Annotated in this window: 15 protein-coding genes and 1 other RNA gene; 13 read left to right on the top strand and 3 right to left on the bottom strand. The window is 32.0% G+C overall.

Features of this window, described 5'->3' with window-relative positions; genetic code table 11:
* Positions 1-91: 91 nt before the first annotated feature.
* Both ACTHPI_RS04080 and recU read right to left on the bottom strand, forming a co-directional pair.
* The gene (locus ACTHPI_RS04080; protein ID WP_445352904.1) at positions 92-2,428 is read right to left on the bottom strand and encodes a PBP1A family penicillin-binding protein; all 2,337 of its coding nucleotides are present in this window, start codon (positions 2,426-2,428) and stop codon (positions 92-94) included.
* Between the two features lie 3 nt (positions 2,429-2,431).
* Positions 2,432-3,049: a Holliday junction resolvase RecU gene (gene recU, locus ACTHPI_RS04075; protein ID WP_445352903.1), complete on the bottom strand. Its 618-nt coding sequence runs from the start codon at positions 3,047-3,049 to the stop codon at positions 2,432-2,434.
* A gap of 69 nt (positions 3,050-3,118) precedes the next feature.
* Here recU and ACTHPI_RS04070 point away from each other — a divergent pair, with 69 nt between their 5' ends.
* The 13 genes from ACTHPI_RS04070 to ACTHPI_RS04010 all read left to right on the top strand — a co-directional run bounded on the left by ACTHPI_RS04070 (position 3,119) and on the right by ACTHPI_RS04010 (position 18,093).
* Positions 3,119-3,679: a DUF1273 domain-containing protein gene (locus ACTHPI_RS04070; RefSeq protein WP_445352902.1), complete on the top strand. Its 561-nt coding sequence runs from the start codon at positions 3,119-3,121 to the stop codon at positions 3,677-3,679.
* Between the two features lie 101 nt (positions 3,680-3,780).
* On the top strand, positions 3,781-4,212 hold the full coding sequence (locus ACTHPI_RS04065; RefSeq protein ID WP_445352901.1) for a DivIVA domain-containing protein: 432 nt from the start codon (positions 3,781-3,783) through the stop codon (positions 4,210-4,212).
* A gap of 29 nt (positions 4,213-4,241) precedes the next feature.
* An RNA gene (gene rnpB / locus ACTHPI_RS04060) (RNase P RNA component class B) lies at positions 4,242-4,610 on the top strand.
* 77 nt (positions 4,611-4,687) lie between these two features.
* On the top strand, positions 4,688-5,812 hold the full coding sequence (locus ACTHPI_RS04055) for a THUMP domain-containing class I SAM-dependent RNA methyltransferase (protein WP_445352900.1): 1,125 nt from the start codon (positions 4,688-4,690) through the stop codon (positions 5,810-5,812).
* Positions 5,813-5,815: 3 nt separating this feature from the next.
* Positions 5,816-7,048: a metallophosphoesterase gene (locus ACTHPI_RS04050; RefSeq protein WP_445352899.1), complete on the top strand. Its 1,233-nt coding sequence runs from the start codon at positions 5,816-5,818 to the stop codon at positions 7,046-7,048.
* Between the two features lie 11 nt (positions 7,049-7,059).
* Complete coding sequence (locus ACTHPI_RS04045) at positions 7,060-7,395, top strand: acyltransferase (protein WP_445352898.1); 336 nt, start codon at positions 7,060-7,062, stop codon at positions 7,393-7,395.
* A gap of 87 nt (positions 7,396-7,482) precedes the next feature.
* Positions 7,483-8,898, top strand: coding sequence for a fibronectin type III domain-containing protein (locus ACTHPI_RS04040; protein WP_445352897.1), 1,416 nt, complete (start codon positions 7,483-7,485; stop codon positions 8,896-8,898).
* A gap of 112 nt (positions 8,899-9,010) precedes the next feature.
* Positions 9,011-10,654, top strand: a complete 1,644-nt coding sequence (locus ACTHPI_RS04035) for an SLAP domain-containing protein (protein ID WP_445352896.1) — start codon at positions 9,011-9,013, stop codon at positions 10,652-10,654.
* Positions 10,655-10,798: 144 nt separating this feature from the next.
* On the top strand, positions 10,799-12,475 hold the full coding sequence (locus ACTHPI_RS04030; protein ID WP_445352895.1) for a formate--tetrahydrofolate ligase: 1,677 nt from the start codon (positions 10,799-10,801) through the stop codon (positions 12,473-12,475).
* 3 nt (positions 12,476-12,478) lie between these two features.
* Positions 12,479-12,946 carry a signal peptidase II gene (lspA, locus tag ACTHPI_RS04025; RefSeq protein WP_445352894.1) on the top strand — a complete coding sequence of 156 codons (468 nt, stop codon included), beginning with the start codon at positions 12,479-12,481 and terminating at the stop codon, positions 12,944-12,946.
* On the top strand, positions 12,930-13,841 hold the full coding sequence (locus ACTHPI_RS04020; RefSeq protein WP_445352893.1) for an RluA family pseudouridine synthase: 912 nt from the start codon (positions 12,930-12,932) through the stop codon (positions 13,839-13,841). Before lspA ends, ACTHPI_RS04020 begins: the two co-directional genes overlap by 17 nt.
* Positions 13,841-14,896 carry a carbamoyl phosphate synthase small subunit gene (locus ACTHPI_RS04015; protein ID WP_445352892.1) on the top strand — a complete coding sequence of 352 codons (1,056 nt, stop codon included), beginning with the start codon at positions 13,841-13,843 and terminating at the stop codon, positions 14,894-14,896. The genes ACTHPI_RS04020 and ACTHPI_RS04015 overlap by 1 nt, the downstream gene beginning before the upstream one ends.
* 17 nt (positions 14,897-14,913) lie before the next feature.
* Positions 14,914-18,093, top strand: a complete 3,180-nt coding sequence (locus tag ACTHPI_RS04010) for a carbamoyl phosphate synthase large subunit (RefSeq protein ID WP_445352891.1) — start codon at positions 14,914-14,916, stop codon at positions 18,091-18,093.
* An 86-nt stretch (positions 18,094-18,179) separates the two neighbouring features.
* Here the strand turns inward: ACTHPI_RS04010 and ACTHPI_RS04005 are convergent, their stop codons facing one another.
* Positions 18,180-19,871, bottom strand: coding sequence for an Rqc2 family fibronectin-binding protein (locus tag ACTHPI_RS04005; RefSeq protein WP_445352890.1), 1,692 nt, complete (start codon positions 19,869-19,871; stop codon positions 18,180-18,182).
* Between the last annotated feature and the right edge of the window lie 69 nt (positions 19,872-19,940).

The following is a 19,940-nucleotide window of genomic DNA, read 5'->3' as shown; positions in this document are numbered from 1 at the left end:
AAATATATTTTATAACTTTTTACCACTTAAAAAAACATATAAAAAACTACAGACCCTAATTAAAGTATCTGTAGTTTTTTCTTATATCAAATTAATCATCGTTATCTTCATCTTCATCACGACCTCCAGTTGGACGCTGGCTCTGGCTAGATGAAGCGCTACTACTTGATGATTGATGATTTTCACTAGATGATTGTCTAATTTCACTTGATTGGCTACTTGAGGAACTAGAACGTCTTTCTTCAATTCGCTCAGTTCTTGAAGATTCTCTATCAGCTTCGTCATCTGCTGTTACAGTTGTGGTATTGGAGTCATCAGTTCGACTAGATGATGAAGTATCTGTCTTTTCATCATCTTCATCATAACTAGCATCATTATCACCAGCACCAGCTGGAGCATGACCCTTTACAAATAATTGCCAAGTACCACCGCTGGTAGCAACTTGAGGTGGGTTAGAATTATTAACAATTTTGGCACGAATTACAGAACTTGGCTTGTTCCAGTCAATGTTTTCTTTGTCTTGCATTAAGTAGCTCATCATATTCTTATACATTAATTGAGCTGATTGTTGGCCAACGCCAGAAATTGTTCCATCCTTCAAATTGTCATATCCAGTCCAAACTCCCATTACATAGCTCTTAGTATAACCTACAAACCATGAATCCTTTGGTGTGGAAGCATATGCAGGGTATCTAACTAATTCTTCATCTGAATACTTAACAGTACCAGTTTTACCAGCTTGATAAAGTCCAGAAATTTTAGCATTCGTACCAGAGCCGGATTTGATTACATCTTTAAGCATATCTGTAATCATGTAAGCAGTTGACTTCTTCATTACACGTACACCAGGGGAATCATAATTTCTCGCTAAACCATCAGGTGTTTCAATTCTGGAAACAAATTGTGGCTTATGATAAATACCCATAGTTGCAAATGCACTATATGCACCAGCCATTTGTAAACTAGAAGCGTTAGCACCAATAGCAACTGATAAACCAGAATTAGCTGGAACATTGATTCCCATTCTTCTTGCGAAAATTGATGCACGCCCCACACCAACCTTTGCTAAAGTTTTAACAGCTGGGACGTTACGTGATTGTTCCAAGGCTTTACGCATTGTCATCATTCCATCATATTTATTGTCCCAATCATAAAGTTGAATATTGGTACCTGGATAAACATACTTGCTATCATCAAGCATCTTAGCAGTTGACCAATTTAAATATTGAATTGCTGGAGCATAATCAAGCACCGGCTTAATTGAAGAACCAGTTGAACGACCTGTTTGAACTGCTCTATCAAGTCCTAATTGGACTGATGGAAGATGACGACCACCGAGAATTGCGACTACATGACCGTTAGTTGGATCAACAATAGTTGCACCAATCTGCATTTTGTCATTAGTAAATGGAACAGCGCCACTGTTAGCTAATTCATAAAGTTTATTTTGAGCTTTTTGATCAATATTAACTGTAATTTTTAAATTATCATTATATGGATCAAATCCTTTTTGTTTAACTTCAGAAATTACTTCTTTAATATATGGATCATCAATTTTTCGTCTTTGAGATTCATTATTTGAATGTCGTGGACGAAGTCCTTTAGTAATACTTTCTTTAGTTGCTTGATCGTATTCAGCTTGAGTGATCTTATCATTATCAAGCATGGTTTTAAGAACAATATTTCGACGATAAGTAGCTTTTTCAGGGTATAAGTATGGATCATAGGCTACTGGTGCATTAGGCATCCCTGCAATAAGTGCTATTTGAGCTAAGTCTAGTTTTTTCAAAGGCTTGTTGTAATAATAGTTTGCAGCAGTTCCCATCCCATAATTGCCATAGTTCATATAAACTTTATTTATATAGAACTCCAAAATTTGATCCTTAGAAAATTCTCTTTGAACTTTCATAGCTAGCCATGCTTCTTGTGCTTTACGTTTTAAAGTACGCTGAGAAGTAGCAGTTGAAAAGACTGTTAATTTAACTAATTGCTGAGTAATTGTTGACCCACCTGCTGCAATACTGTTACTTTTGGCGTTAGTAAGCATTGAAGCAACAATTCTTACAGGATCAACACCGATTTTATCTTTATAAAAACGTTTATCTTCTACAGAAACAATAGCATCTTTTAACTGTTGAGGAATTTGGTTATTTTTTACATAGATTCTTTTTTCTGAACCTAAAGAAAGCAAAAACTTGCCATCATTTGTATATAGACTAGATGTTCCTCCGCTTTGAAGTTGATCTTGACTAATATTAGGAGTGTCTTTTGCATAAAAAGCAAAAAGTCCAATCCCAGATACTACTAAGAGTAAAACTATTAAAAAGAACCATCTGACAACTTTTAACCATAGTCTAGATTTATGACCATGATAATCTCTGCGTGATTCACGACGCATTTCATTATGATTATCTGAATTACTTGCCATCCTTTATTTCCTACCTTTAATTAATTGATCGACTGCATCTATATAAGGAAGAGTTGGACGAAAACCACTTGAAATTTCAATTGAGTTTTCTTCTAATTCTTCCAGCTTCATCGAACTTTTATTTTTATCTTGCCATGCCGCAATTACAAAACTTGCCGGTGTAACAAAGTATCGACCTAAGCTAGAGAATCCAATAATTGTAAAACATATTCCTTGTTGTTTCAAACATGCATTCAAATGAAAAATTTGATGCTCATGAAAGTTTTTGAGAGGAAAGTTTGTTTTATTATGGGTTTCTTTAGCTTCGAAATCAAGATAGTATCCTTGATAAACGCCATTGTAGTCAGTAGTAGAAGCTTGTCTAAAATAAGCCTCTCTAATAACAGCTTTTGAACGTTGAGGGTAGTCGACTTTTACAATTTGAATAGGAGTCGGCTTTTTATGCACTACGGCAATCCCTTCATCAAGGTAGTATTTATTTGATTCATTAATCTGTTGTTCAAGCGTCATTCCTCGATCCGAAAAACTAACACCTTTTCTGTGAGAAAATGAGCGTCGAACTTTTGGCCTTTTAACCGGTTTTCTAAATGCGGCTGTACTACCGCTTGGATATTTGACCATTACCTTCAACTCCTGTTAGTATACAATTATAACAATATTGATTAAATTTTTGAATAAGGAGGAATCTTAGTGAATAGAATCTGGATTACTGGATATCGCAGCTTTGAATTAAATGTATTCAATGATAATGATCCTAAAATTAAAGTAATTAAGTATGCTCTGAAAAACTATTTAATTGATAAACTTGAAAATTCAGAAATTGACTGGGTCATTACAGGGGCAAATTTAGGTGTAGAGCAATGGTGTTCAGAAATAATGATGAAGTTAAGAGAGGAATATAATATTAGATTTTCTGTTATTATTCCTTACACTAATTTTGCAGATAGGTGGAATGAAAATAATCAAGCTAAATTTATTAATATCAAAAATGGAGCAGATTTTTTTGCTTCTACTTCCAATCTTCCATATTCAACTCCTGCTCAACTTAAAAACTATCAAAAATTTATCATTGATCATACAGATCAAGCTTTAATGATTTATGATCCTGAACATCCAGGTAAGCCAAAATACGATTATCAGTTAATCAAAAACACACAGGAAAATAAAGATTATCCTTTAGATTTAATTGATTTTTACGATTTACAAGATTTCGCTGAACAATATCAAGAAAATCATAATTTAAGAAATTGATAGTAATTATTAAAACTTTTTCTAAACTAGTAAATTTAGTTTTACCTATTGCAAGTTTTTGCTAAAATAGGGATTGTTAGGTAAAGGAGTTGTCAATATCGATGGCAAATTTAAATGATATTAAATTATCTGCACAAGATGTATTAAAAAAACAATTTAGATCAAAAGTAAAAGGTTATGATCCAGATGAGGTTGATGCTTATCTAGATCAAATTATTTCAGATTATGAAACATTTCATCAGATTATTGAAGATTTGTATGGTCAAATTGGAACCTTGCAACGTCAATTAATGGATGAAAAGAAAAAAGCTCAAAAAGTTGAAATCGCAAATACTGAAAAATCTGTTGCGGAACCAGAAGCGCAAGAAGATATCAAGACATATACACCAACTAAACGTAGAAAGCCGACTTTCAGTGTTGATAATGAAAGCTCAGGTGAAATTTCTACTAATATGGCAATTATTCAACGCATTTCAACTTTAGAAAGAAAAGTTTATAATCTTGAACAGCATGTTTATGGGTTACAAAAGTAAAAAGTTTTGGTATAATATCAAATGGTGTTAATTTCGAGCAGTCGCGGTTAGCTTTAAGCTAGCTGAGGAAAGTCCACGCACACACAAGCTGCGATGGCTTGTAGTGCCCGTATTCAGCCTAATAAGCTGGAGAATATAGGTATCTATATTACGGCGGAGAAAATGCTAAGTCTTTGATATGCATAAGTATCCTGAAAGTGCCACAGTGACGAAGCAAAATTGGAAACGATTTTGGTGGAACGAGGTAAACCCTGCGAGTGTGCAACCCAAATTTGGTGGGGGCGTTTCGACCTAAGAAAATGAACTAAAGGTCGGGTTATTGCTACTGCAATAAAGATAGATGGCTGCTGAAGGTTGTTTTTGCCAAGAGCAACTGGAACAGAACGTGGCTTATAGAAATTTGCACTGGCAAGAGCTGAGCTTCTTTTGGAGCTTGGCTCTTTTTTTAAGAAAAATAATTTTGAAAAGAGAAATCATGAAAAAATATACATTATATACAACAATGGGTGCGGGCTTTGAAAGTGTAGTTGCTAAAGAATTACAAGCATTAGGTTATGATACTCGCACAGAAAATGGACGTGTTTTTTTTGAAGGAACGCAAGAAGATATTGTTAAAACTAATTTATGGCTTAGAACTGCAGATCGAGTAAAAATTTTGCTTAAAGAGTTTAAAGCACTGGATTTTGATACTTTATATAATGAAATTTATGCTTTTGATTGGGCTCAGTTATTGCCAGTTGATGCAAAGTTTCCGGTTCAAGGTCGTGCTGTAAGATCTAAGCTTCATTCAGAACCAGATGTTCAGTCAATTGTTAAAAAAGCTATCGTAGATAAGATGACTGATCAGTATCACAGACGCGGTTTTTTGCCAGAAACTGGTAGTGAGTATCCATTAGATATTCATATTTATAAAGATGTTGCAAGAATCTCTCTTGATACTACTGGAGAAAGTTTATTTAAACGAGGTTATCGCGTTGAACATGGTGGGGCCCCAATGAAGGAAAACTTTGCTGCGGGCTTATTACGCTTAACTCCATATAATGGTACTCACCCTTTAATTGATCCAATGACAGGTTCAGGTACTTTAGCAATTGAAGCAGCTTTAATTGCCAAGAATATTGCACCGGGCACATGGAGAAAGTTTGCTTTTGATAATTTTGACTGGTTTGATCCAACTCTTCATCAAAAGGCATTAGAAGAAGCAAAAACAATGGTAAAGCCCCTTGAAGCACCAATTTGGGCTAGTGATATTGATCAATCAGTACTTGAAATTGCTAAACTTAACGCTCATAATGCAGGTGTATTACAAGATATTCGCTTCAAGCAAGTAGCTGTAAAAGATTTTACTACTGATTTAGAAAATGGAATTATTATTGCTAACCCTCCATACGGTAAAAGATTAAAGGACCGTAAAGGTGCAGAGGAATTATATAAGCAAATGGGAGAAGTGCTAGGGAAATATTCTGATTTTAGTCAGTATTATTTAACTGCTGATCCTAATTTTGAAAAATTCTTTGGTGCAAAAGCTACTAAGAAGCGTAAGTTATTCAATGGTAATTTGAGAGTAGATTTCTACCAATATTGGGCAAATAGAAGATAAATTATGATAACTGAAGATTTAAACACAGAATTTTGGGTAATTTCTGATACACATTTAATTGCTGACAGTCTACATGATAATGGGCAGGCTTTTTCTAGAATGCAAAAAACAAGTCAAGGTAAAGATTTATATTATCAAGAGACAGTTTTGACGGCTTTTATGAGGATGGCTCAAGAAAAAAAGCCTGCGGCCATTATTGTTACAGGGGATGTTACTTTTAATGGAGAAAGAGTTTCTGCAGAAAAATTTGCACAAATTTTTAAGCCTTTAAAAGAAACAAAGTTGTTGGTTGTTCCTGGTAATCATGATATTTTTGATGGATGGGCTAGAGAATTTCATGGCAAAAAGCAATTTTTCGCAGGAGAAATTAGTCCAATGTTTTGGAAGTCGATCTTCAGTAAATCATATCGTTGTGCTAAAAATAAAGATTCTAATTCTTTGGCTTATAGTGTTCAGCTTAATCCAAATTACTTTTTATTAATGCTAGATTCTAATTACTACGGTAAAGAAGAAACTACTGAAGCTCCACATACTCGAGGCGCGATTGGCAAAAAGCAATTAAAATGGATAGAAAAACAACTAAAATATGCTTCGGAGAATAATTTGCAATCTATTATTTTTATGCATCATAATTTATATGCTCATAATCCAGCAGTTAATCATGGATATGTCTTAGATGATGCAACGGAGTTGCAAAGACTATGTTCTCGCTATAATGTTAAATTGGCTTTTTCAGGGCATATTCATGCTCAAAATATTTTAGGTCCACAAGGTACAACACCAACTACGGAAATTGTAACTTCTAGTTTTTGTTCAAATGATCAAGGCTATGGTGTAGTTCGTATTCATCAACATCATATAACTTATGTCCGCAAGACTTTTGATATGAACAAATACTTAACTAGTGAAGAAAAAGAAGACTATACTTTAAGTCATTTTCATGAATACTTAGAGAACTTACAACTTGGAAGTATAGCGGCAGAGTTAATGCAAAGCGATTTACGTAAAAATCATAATAGCTTGGATTTAGTAAGGTCGATGGGAAATCTGTTTGCTCGAATGAATTATAATTTTTATACAGGACATAATAACTTGAAAGTGTCAGAATTAAATAAAATTCATAAAACAGAAGCTTATCAAACTTTAATTAAGCAGCATCCAGAGTATCGTCTATATTTAAAAACTTTGTATGATACAAGTAATCATAGTAATTTGCAAGTTAAAATCAGATACTAATAGGTGACTGAATGAAGAAAAAACATTACGTATTTTTAGGTAAAGCCGGACTCATTTACTATAGCTGGATGTTTGTAGTTTTATTTATCAGTTTGATAATTTTTTATGAAAAAAACACAGCGATTAGTTGGGGTTCACTTGCTGTGTTGGGATTATTCTTTGTAATTTTGATTTATACTATTTTGACTTCTTATTGGAATAAGGAATATTTTCGCATTCCTTTTAAGTTTAAAGTGAAAATACCGCAAACACCAAAACTAATTAAGAGAATTTGGAAGTTTAATTTTTATGAGATTAAGCTAAGTAAATATCAAACTTTTTATTTAGTGAGATTTGGTGGGAAGTAATTTAATCTGGAAGCTATATTGTAAAGAGTAAAAGTCATTGATTGTTTTTTAAAGTTAAAAAAGTTTGATATTAGGAGAAACTTATTTATGAAAAAACAGTATTTATTAAGTATAGCAGTAGTTGGAATATTACTGGGCTTAAGTTCTGCGCCAGCGAATGCTGCTAAAATTTCTATGCCCAATAATAGTACAAGTTATATTAAAAAAGGAAATACATATAATTTGCGTTTTAAAGCACCAAGCAAGCTAACCGTTACTACGAAAGCTAAATATACTATTTCTAATACTTCTGATTGGAAATGTATTCCTTATAAAACTTCTCAAAAAGATACAAAGGTATTTTATCTTAGAGCTGGAAATTATCATTTAACTACAACTGATACAAAAAGCAAGAAAATTAAAACTAAATATACTAAAATCACTTCTATTAGAAAGCATTTAGAAACATTTTCATATAAAAAATATCCTTCTAATATTTCTAAACCAACCTCAATAAAAATTGGTCAAACTGTTAAAGGAATGGAGGATATGTATCAAACTCCAAAATATAATGCAGGAGGTTATTATCAATTTACTATTGATAAGGATCAAAAAGTAACGCTTGATTATTCATCAATGCCGGTTTATCAAAACGCAAGATCTAATATTTTTAATGATAATTCTGTTAGGATTACACCAGTATCCAGTTATTATTATGAGCAAACAGGTTTAAAGATTAAAGGAAAGATAACGCATAAAAAGTACTCTTGGAACTTAACTAAAGGAACTTATGTAATGAATTTAACGCCAGCTAGGGGGCGGTATAGTTTTCGATTAACTACTTCAAATGCTGAAAATATTCCATCAGTAAGTGGCATTACCGATGTTAAGTCAACTAAAGATGGATTAACTGTTGAATATAGTAAAGCAGAAGATGCTACTGGCTATGGGGTATATTATCAAGAAAGTAATAAGCATAATGCCTTTAATGTTGCTTCTCTCGATGCAGCGCGTGTATTTAACTATCAAAATCCATACCCGAATGTTTTAAGTCAAATAATTCCCAAAGTCCAGCTTATAAACGGCCAAACTTATACTTTAGCCGTAGGTACCATTAAAAAAATCAATGCTGAAAATAATTATGGTCCTATTTCCAAGCCTGTTGAATATACCTATTATGCAGTAAATGATACTAAACCTATAACTCCTAAAACACCTATGTTAGAAGTTAGCTATTATGATGATCATGGACAAGATGAACCATATATTTCAGTTAACTGGAATTTGAATTCTAATGTTGATAGTTATGAAATTGCTTATCGTTTAAAAGGTACGCAAAATTGGACTACATTTTTAACTAAAAGTAAAACTAGTGATGAAATTTCTGATCCTACAAATGATACTGGAAGCGACTTTAAAAAAGGACAAGTATATGAAGTTCGTGTTCGTGCACTTAATAGTAATTTAAAGAGTAATTGGTCAAAAATAAAGACTGTAACTGTTACAGTAACACCAAATAGATAATTATATAGATGCTGGACTAAGGTTCAGCATCTTTTTTTGTAAATTTTCAATTATTGAATTATAGTTGTTATAAGATAACTATTATATTTTAATAATATTAGGAGATGGAATAATGAATCTAAAAAATAAAATCACTTTAATTTCTGTAGCAACTTTAATGACAATTCCAACTATAGGATTAGTATACAATACTAATCCTATTCAAGTTGTTCAAGCTGCTAAGCAAAAGGATACTTTAACAGTTTCTAAATTTACATCATTGTATAATTCTCGAGGAAGATACATTTTTAAATATAAAGGTAAAGATTTTACGACTTTTAATAAGGATACAACGCTTAAATATTATGGAAATCCGATTAAGATTAAAGATAATTATTACTATTATGTAGGAAACGGTGCTTATGTAGCTGCTGATGATCTTTTTAAGATTAATAATAAAGAAGTATTATCACTTAGCCATAATGCATATATTTATAATAAAAAAGGAAAAAATACTAAAAAACTTTTACGTGAAGGATTAAGTTATCCTTTTTCTGGTAAATATATTAAAGATGATAATGCTACAAATTATTATTTTTACCGCAAAGGTCATAATTATAAATTAAGTATTACTAAGATTAAAGGTAATAATTACTTTAAAATTAATGAAAATCAATATATTAAGGTTGCCAATATTTCAAATATCGGATCTAATCCACTAATTTTTAATCGGTCTACTATTACTGTTAAGAAGAACAAAACACCATTATTAATAGTAAATGCTGATAATGATGCAATAGATAGTGGAAAAACATTAAAGAAAGGCCAAAAATTAATTACTGATGCTACAGTACATTTTTCTGATGGTGGAAATGGCTGGAAAAATGCTTATCGAGTTAAAGGAACTGACAATTATATTTGGGAAGATGATGTAACTATTAGAAATAATGTTACTGATTTAGGTGAATATTCAGATTTGAATACTTATTTAGTTCGTCCGCCTAAAGATGGATTGCAATTTTATAATGCTCAGGGTGAAAACATTACACCAAATAATTATTTTTATCAACAACATCAATTGATCGGTGTTGATAGTAAAATGTACTTATGGATTCCAAGTGAAAATAAAGCTGAATTATTCTATCATATTGTTGCTACAGAAAAGGGATTTTATAAAGAAATTAAGCCAGGAGTATATAATCCTAAAGTATTTAAATTTGGAAATGCGTTTATTAAAGCTGCGGATGTAGAATATTATAGTGGGGTAAAGAGACCTAAATTAATTAATACTATGCTTGAGGCAAAAGAAAATGCAAAAATAAAAGCTACTGATACACAGATCTTACAATTACGCAATTCAATACAAAAGGCACTTTCTACTAAAAATACTACAAGATATAAATTATCATCATATTCAACTAGACAAAACTATGATGAAACTATTAAGGAATATCAATCTTTACTTAACTCTAAGCGTAATCTTTCATCAGCAGAAGTTAACTTGGCTATATCGATTTTAAAAATTAGAACTGAAAATTTATATGGTAAAAAAATTGAAGTGAATAATACTAATAAATTAACAAAAGTAGAAATAGAATTATTGGAAAGTTTGATACGACGAGTTTACTCTCATATTGATGATACTTCTCATAATTATACTCATCTAATTTATGATAAAGTTGCAAATAAAATTTATTTAATAACAACTAATACACTTGACGAAAAGATTACTTCTCAAGTAGAAGTTCCTTTAACAAACTTTATAACAGAAGACTAAAACATAAATAATTATGAAAAGGCATTTAATTCATTATGATTGAATGTCTTTTTTCATATCTATTTTAGATTGTATGTTAAGCTAGGATTGTTTGCTATAATAAAGATTGAATTTTATCAATATTAATTAGAAAGAGGCGCGCAGATGAAAACAGATATTCAAATTGCACAAGAAACTGAAGAATTGCCAATTACTAAAGTCGCCGAAAAGGTTGGTTTAAATAAGGATGATTTAGAGCCATACGGTTATGATAAGGCAAAGATTACTTGGCAAGCACTTAATAAAGCACGTCAAAATAAGCATTTGGGGAAATTGATTTTGGTAACTTCTATTTCTCCAACACCTGCTGGAGAAGGAAAATCTACAATTACGATTGGCTTAGGGGATGCAATTAATAATCAATTACACAAGAAAACTATGATTGCTCTTCGTGAACCATCTATGGGTCCAGTTTTTGGCCTTAAAGGTGGAGCTACTGGGGGTGGAATGGCACAAATTATTCCTATGGAAGATATTAATCTTCATTTCACTGGTGATATGCACGCATTAACTAGTGCAATTGATACATTAGCTGCCTTAGTCGATAATTATATTTATCAAGATAATAGTTTAAATATTGATCCAAATAGAATCATGCTTAAACGAGGAATTGATGTAAATGATCGTACTCTTAGAAAAGTTACTGTAGGGCAAGGTTCTAAATTTAATGGTATTGAACATCAAGCTAGTTTTGCTATAACAGTTGCTAATGAATTGATGGCAATCCTTTGCTTAGCAACTGATATTGACGATTTAAAAAAGCGCATTGGTGATATGCTTGTAGCTTATACTGTTGATGATGAGCCAGTTTATGTAAAACAATTAGGCTTTGAAGGAGCAATTGCGGCTCTTCTTTCAACAGCATTGAAGCCTAATATTGTTCAAACTTTAGAACATACACCTACTTTGGTTCATGGAGGACCTTTTGCAAATATTGCTCATGGTGCAAACTCTGTAATTGCGACTAACTTGGCACTTCATCTTAGTGATTATACTTTAACTGAAGCTGGATTCGGTAGTGATCTTGGTGGACAAAAGTTTATGGATTTTGTTTCTAAGCATTTAGATAAAACTCCTGATGCTAGTGTTGTGGTAGCAACTGTTCGTGCATTAAAATATCAGGCATTAAAGTCTACTGACAAACTTGATGAAGAAAACTTAACCGCCTTAAGGGAAGGCTTTAACAACTTAAAGCGTCATATGAATAATATGCGTTCATACAACGTTCCAGTTATTGTATTGATTAATCGTTTTAGTACTGATACTGGTGCAGAACTAGATTTACTTAAAAATTTAGTAGAAGAGCAAGGTATTCATGCAGAAGTAGTTAACTATCATGATCAAGGCTCGATTGGTGGGGTAGAAGCTGCACAAGCTGTTATTGATTTAGCTGATTCTGGTAAAAGTGATTTAATTTCAACTTATAATGAAAATGATGATGTTAAAACTAAAATTGAAAAAGTAGCTAAAAAAATTTATCATGCTAAGGATGTAGAATATAGCGAAAAAGCTGAACATGACATTCAAGAATTAAAAAAGCTAGGGAAGGATAAATTACCAGTTATTATTGCTAAGACTCAATATTCATTTAGTGATGATAAGACTGCTTTAGGTGCTCCAAGTGATTTTACCCTTCACGTTAAAGGCCTAAGCCTTAAAAACGGTGCCCATTTTATCGTAGTTACTACAGGTCATGTATTAGATATGCCAGGTCTTCCTAAGCACCCTGCAGCCTTAGATATTGACGTTGACAACAATGGAAAAATTAGTGGATTATTTTAAAATATGCAATATTTATATTTAATTATCTCATTATTAGTAGTAGTCGCAGATCAAGGATTAAAATCATATATTGTAAATAATTATTCTGTTGGTGAAGTTCATCAAATAATACCAGGTGTATTGTCCTTTGATTATTTACAGAATAATGGTGCCGCTTGGAATATTTTACCAGGGAAAATGTGGTTATTCTATATCATTAGTATCATAGCTATTGGAGCATGTGTATATTTCTTGTTTAATAAAAAATATACTAGTAAACTATTTGATATTGGAATTGCTTTGGTGCTTGGTGGAATAATTGGAAATTTTATTGACCGCTTGCATTTAAAATATGTAGTTGATATGCTTCAGCTTGATTTTATTCATTTTAATATTTTTAATATTGCTGATAGCGCAATTACTATTGGTGTGATTTTGATTTTTATTTATTTGATATTTTTTGATAAGGATGAAAATGATGTCAAAATATGAATTGACCGTTAAAAATGAATCTGGGAGATTAGATAAATATGTCTCTGATAAAATTGATGAACTATCTCGTAGCAGAGTTAAAGAGTTAGTTAAAGATGATAATATTTTAGTTAATAATAAAAAAGAAAAAGTATCTTATAAAATTTCTAATGGGGATGTAATAAGTGTTACTGTTCCAGCGCTTAAACCACTTAACTTAGAAGCACAAGATATTCCTTTAGACATTGTTTATGAAGATGAAGACGTAATTGTGGTTAATAAGCCTCAAGGAATGGTGGTTCACCCTTCAGCTGGGCATCCTGACCACACTTTAGTTAATGCACTTTTGTATCATACAAAGGACTTAGCAGAAAGTCCGGAAGGTTTTCGTCCTGGGATTGTTCATAGAATAGATAAGGATACATCGGGGCTTTTAATGATTGCTAAAAATGTAAAGGCTCGTGAAAGTTTAGAATCTCAACTTGCTCATAAAACTAATAAGCGTCAATATTTAGCAATTGTCCATGGAAACTTTGGTGAAGAAGCAGGTAAAATTGATGCGCCTATTGGACGTAATCCTAATAATCGTAAAAAGATGGCTGTTGTGGAAAACGGTAAAGATGCAGTAACACATTTTCAGGTTTTAGAACAATTTAAGGGTTATAGCTTAATTATGTGTCAATTAGAAACAGGCCGCACTCATCAAATCAGAGTTCACATGGATTATATTGGCCACCCGGTTGCTGGAGACCCTTTATATGGGCCAAGGGAAACTTTAAAAGGCAATGGTCAATTTTTACATGCTAAAGTATTAGGTTTTGAGCAGCCAACTACAGGAAAGTGGCTTGAATTTTCGGTAGAACCACCACAAGTCTTTAAAGATCAATTAACAATACTTAGGAAACAAGTGATATAATGAAACGCTATTTAATTCTTGAAGATGGTAGTTCTTTTCCTGGTGAAGGGATTGGCTCAACTATTATTTCTACTGGTGAACTTGCAATCCAAACTGGGAATTTTGGCTATCAAGAATCGCTTACAGATCCAACAAATGCTGGTAAAATTTTAGTTTTTACAACTCCAATGATAGGTAATACCGGTATCAATGCAATTGATTATGAAAGTATTGACCCTACTGTTAAGGGAATTATTGCTAGTGATATTGCGTGGAATATTTCAGATAGTGAAAACTTTCAAGATCTTGAAAGTTTTTTAAAAGAAAAAAAGATTCCAGCTATTTTTAATGTTGATACTCGAGCTTTAGTTCATCGTTTAATGGAAGAAGGAACAATTAAAGCATCCATTATGGATACAGATGATGCTCATGCCTTTGATCAAATTAAGGCTTTGGTTTTACCTAAAAATAAATCAATGACAGTTTCCACCAAAAATGCTTATGCTGCACCAAATATGGGAAAAACGGTAGCTGTTTTAGATTTAGGTTTAAAACATTCAATGTTAAGAGAGCTTTCTTTAAGACAAGCAAACGTTACTGTTTTGCCTTATAATGCAAAACCTAGTGATATTGAAAATCTTCGCCCCGATGGAATTATTATTTCTAATGGTCCAGGTAAACCAGAAGAGTTAAAGAATACATTAAAGCCAGTTTTTGATTATTTTTATGGTAAGTTACCAATTTTAGGGATAGGATTAGGATTTTTAGCTTTAAGTGACTACTTAGAATTTGAATTAGTAAAATTACCGCAAGAATTTGATGGTATTAATTATCCAGTTATTGAACAAAATTCAAGTCAAATCTGGCAAACTTCAATGGACATTGATCAACTTATTCTTCCTGAAAGTATGCAAATGAATATGAATCAAGAGTTTTTTGACTTGCATACTGATTTATTAGCTGGATTTTGTAATAATAAAGAAAAAATTATTGCAACAGCATTTAATCCGGAAGGAGCTCCAGGAAGTTTAGATGCAAATGATATTTTTGATTATTTCTTAGAAATGATGGAATAAGAAAGGAGGAAGAGAAAATGCCTTTAGAAAATGATTTGAGCAAAATTTTAATAATTGGCTCTGGCCCTACATTAATTGGAAGTGTAGCAGAAATGGATTTATTAGCAACAGATGCTATTGAAGCACTTACTGAAGAAGGAATTGAAGTTGTAATTGTCAATCCAAATCCTGCAACAATTTCTACTGATAAACGTCCAGGAGTTACGGTTTATTTAGAGCCGATGACACTGGATTTTTTAAAGCGTATTTTACGAATGGAAGAGCCAGATGCAATTATGACAGCATACGGTTCAACAACAGCGCTTAAAGTTGCACATAAATTAATTCAAGATGGAATTTTACAGCAAATGGATATTAAGCTGCTAACTTTGAATCCAAGAACGCTTGTAATGGGTAACCAGCAAAAAAGGACCGCGTTTTTACAAAAATTAGGTGTAGATGTCAATCGTTCATGGAAACTTGATGAAATTGCTCATGATGATTTTGAAGTTCGAGCTAAAAGGATTCAAGATGAAGTTTCATTTCCAGTTCTTGTTACTAAATATCATAAGTATGTGCATAATGAACATCTTGGCTTTAAAAACGCTCAAGAGTTAATGACATATTTTAAAAACGAAAGTCAAAGTGAAAGTTTTTCATGGAAGCATTATCGTTTAACGGAAGATTTATCTTCTTGGGAAGAAGTAATTGTAAATATTATTCGAGATAAAGAGGGAAATATTGTCTTTGTTAATTTTGCAGATTCAATTGAACCTGTTGCAATCAATTCTGGCGATTCTGCAACTGTTATGCCTTCACTTACACTTAATAATGATCAAATCCAAGAAATTCGACAAATAACTAAAGAAATAGCTTCTGAACTCGATGTTTTGGGAATTTTAAGTATACATTTTGCAGTTAAGTTTCATGGTACTCAGATTCAAACTAAAGTTTTAACAATAAAACCTAGATTAACTCGAAGTTCAGTTTGGATTCAGCGAGCAGGATTATATAGTGTAGGTTATATTGTTTCTAAGGTTGCAATAGGTTATATGCTTAATGAAATTACTGATCCACTTTCTGGTTTAAATGCAGCGATTGAACCAACTCTTGATGCAATTGCAATTAAAATGCCTTATTGGTCTTTATCGAACTATGGTTCTAATCATTATAAATTAGGTAAAGCCATGCAAGCGAGTGGAGAAGCAATGGGAATTGGGCGTAATTTTGAAACAGCTTTTTTAAAAGGTTTGTATTCAACAATTGATATTGATATTGCTTATTCTATATTTATGGATGAGTTTAATAAAGATATCAATGATATTAAACAAGACTTAAGTGAAGCTGATGAAATGCACTTAATAAAGTTACTTGCAGCTATTGCTAAAGAAATTCCTTATTCTGAAATTCAAGATATAACTCATCTACATCCTATTTATTATCAAAAATTGCGTCATTTAGTTAAAATAGCAATTAAGATTCATGATAATTTAAGTGATGATTTGCTTGAAGAAGCAAAAAAACGAGGTTTTTCAAATTATTTAATTGCTAAAATTGCCCAAATACCAGTAGATCAAGTTAAAAAGCAAATTGAAAGTTTAAATCTAACTCCATCTTATTTAGAGATAGATGGTTCTGCAGGTATTTATCGTCCAAATGTACATGCTTTTTATAGTGGTTATGGTGTACAAGATGAAGTAAAGCCATTAGTTGCTGAAAAGAAGGTTTTAGTAATAGGGATGCTGCCCTTGCAAGTATCGGTAACGAGTGAGTTTGATTATATGTTAGCTCATGCAGTACAGGCACTTCACAAAAATGGCTATGCAACAATTTTATTATCTAATAATGATGAATCTGTAGCTACAAGATATACAGATGTTGATAGAGTATATTTTGATCCAATTACAGTGGAAAATATTTTAGCAGTAGCCAAAAAAGAGGGAATCAAAGATATTCTTTTACAATTTTCTGGTAAAAAAGTTAGTGCATTGAGTCAAAAATTAATTGATAACGGTTTACATATCTTAGGTCGAGAAGATATTAATCCTCGTGATAAAATCAATCAATTATTATCAGAGCCTTTTAAAAAGCTTAAACGTGTACCATCATTGATAACTACTGATAAAGCAGAAGTTAAAAGGTTTGTAGAATTATACGGCTTTCCTTTATTAGTTGGAGGAATTAGTAAAGAAATCAAACAAAAATCAGCTGTTGTATATGATATGCCAGCATTCAATAAATATTTAACTGAAAATCAATTAGATGAGATTTCGGTATCACGTTTTATTGAAGGAAATAAATATGAAGTTACAGCTATTTCTGATGGTAATCATGTAACTATTCCTGGTATTATTGAACATCTTGAACAAACTGGTTCGCACGCTTCCGATTCAATTGCTGTTTTTAAACCTCAAAACCTTTCAAGTGATGGTAAAGTAAAGCTAACTAAGTATTCCATCTCTTTAATTAAAAAAGTAGGGATGAGAGGAATATTTAATCTTCATTATCTAAGAGTAGGAGAAACACTATATTTATTACAGATTAAACCATATGCTGGTCATAATGTGGCCTTTTTATCTCAATCTTTAGGTAAGAATATTACTGCATGTGCTACAGAGGTTTTAATTGGTAAAAATTTAACTGAAATGGGATATGAAGAAAAATTATGGCCAACAAATGATTTTATTCATGTCAAAATGCCGGTATTCTCATATATTAACTATAGTAGTGGAAATACTTTTGATTCTAAAATGAAATCCTCAGGATCGGTAATGGGCCGTGATACTCATTTAGCTAAGGCGTTATATAAAGGATATGAGGCAAGTGATTTACATATTCCGAGTTATGGTACTATTTTTATTTCTGTTAGGGATGAAGAAAAAGCAAGAGTTACAAAGCTTGCTAGAAGATTTGACCGTTTAGGATTTAAATTGGTTGCTACTGAAGGAACTGCTAATATATTCGCTGAAGCGGGGATTACTACTGGAGTTGTTGATAAGGTACATACTGATCCGCGTAATTTATTAGAAAAAATTCGTCAGCATAAAATTGTAATGGTAGTAAATATTACTAACTTATCAGATGCAGCAAGTGATGATGCAACTATTATTAGAGATCAGGCACTCTATACTCATATTCCAGTATTTTCAAGTATTGAAACAGCTGAATTGATTCTTGATGTATTGGAGTCTTTGGCATTGACAACTCAGCCAATTTAATGAAAAGGTACATATAAAGTAAATAAACTAAAAAAGCGCATGTTAAGTAATTATACTTAACATGCGCTTTGTACTTTAGTAAGTGATTAATTTATTTTTTTAGTAAGAACTTCTTTTTCTTCCGGTGTAACTTCGATTGAGTTTTGTCCTGTATAAATTACAAAACCAGGCTTAGCGCCATTTGGCTTTTTAACGCGTTTATCTTGAACATAATCAACTGGTACGTGAGCTGATAATTTTCCTTTAGAAAAGTAGGCAGCAATTTCGGCTGCTTCTTGAATATCTTGTTCACTTGGATTATCATCTTGTAAAATCACATGTGAACCTGGCATATTTTTTACATGGAACCAATAATCAGATTTATTTGCCTTTTTAAGGGTTAACCAATCATTTTGGTAGTTATTTTTACCAACTAGGACAGTTTTACCAGAAGTTAGCTTAAACTTGTTCAGATTGCGTTCAGTGATCTTCTTGCGACGTTTCTTGGTTTGCTTCTTATGTAAATAACCTTGGTTAATTAGTTCATCAGTAATTTGTTCAATATCTTGTGGATTGGCATTATCAATTGCCGTTTGAATTGAGTCAAAATATTGTAAATTATTTTCAGCTATTTTAATTTGTTCGTTTACATGTTTAATTGAATCGCGGAGTTTTTTATATTTAGTAAAATATTTTTGAGCATTGCGAGCAGGTGAAAGTGCAGGATCAAGTTTAACTTCTATTGGATTATTATTATCATAATAGTTAGGAAGTTCAACTTTAGTCATTCCTGGCTTAACCATTCCTAAATTAGCATTTAAGATTTCACCACGAATTCTGTATCCTTCAGAGTTTTCTGCTAAATCAAGTTGTTTTTTGAGCTTAATAATCTTTTTTGATAGCTTTTTTTGCTCATTTTTAACTATGCGTTCAACTTGACTTGCACGTTGCTTTACCCAGTCACGATTTGCTTGATACTCATAAAATTCATCTAGAGCATGATCTAAATTAGGATCAGAACTTTCTTTTTCTAAATCTAGATGGTAGGGTAAGTAACAAAAAATTTTCCGCTTATTTTTGGGAGTTTTAAGAACAAAACCGCGTGGATTATCAAATTGATCAAAAAAAGTTTTAAAAGAAGAATAAGAATAATCGTCTTCCAAATAGCCGCTAAGTTCTAAACGGTCATCACGATCTAATCCATCTATGTTTTTGGCTAATTCTGTTTCATCAGGATATTTATTTTTTAAATCTTTAAATTCATTTTCTGTAACATTTAGACCATTGATTCCAGGCTTTAGTGGAGGGAGTTCATATTTAGCCTTTGGCAATAAAATTCGGGCGCGATTTTCATCCGGATTGATTCTTTTAAGCAAATCAATTATATGACCGTCTTGTTGATCATATAAGATGACGTTGCTGTGTCGACCCATAAGTTCAACTGATAAAACTAACTCAACTTCGTCTCCAAGTTCATTGCGATTACTAAAATGATAGTTAATAATTCTATCAACTCCAACTTGTTCAATTGATTGCAATACAGAACCTTCTAAATATTTTCTAAGAACCATTACAAAAGTTGGAGCCTTATCTGGATTAGAAATAGATTGCTTAGTTAAGTACATCCGTGGATATTGTGCGTTAGCAGAAATAAGCAATTGTTTATTTTTTCGATTTTTTCGAAATACCAATACCAAATCTTGTTCAAATGGTTGATAAATTTTTGATAAACGTCCATCTATGATTTCTGGACTTAATTCATGTAGTAAGCTATGGATAAATAAACCATCAAATGCCATTTATATCACCTCAAAACATCAATTATTATAACATAGATAAGAGGAATGACTAATTATTAAGAATACATA

This window comes from Lactobacillus sp. PSON (assembly GCF_052615405.1).
This window is presented reverse-complemented; position numbering and strand designations above follow the sequence as displayed.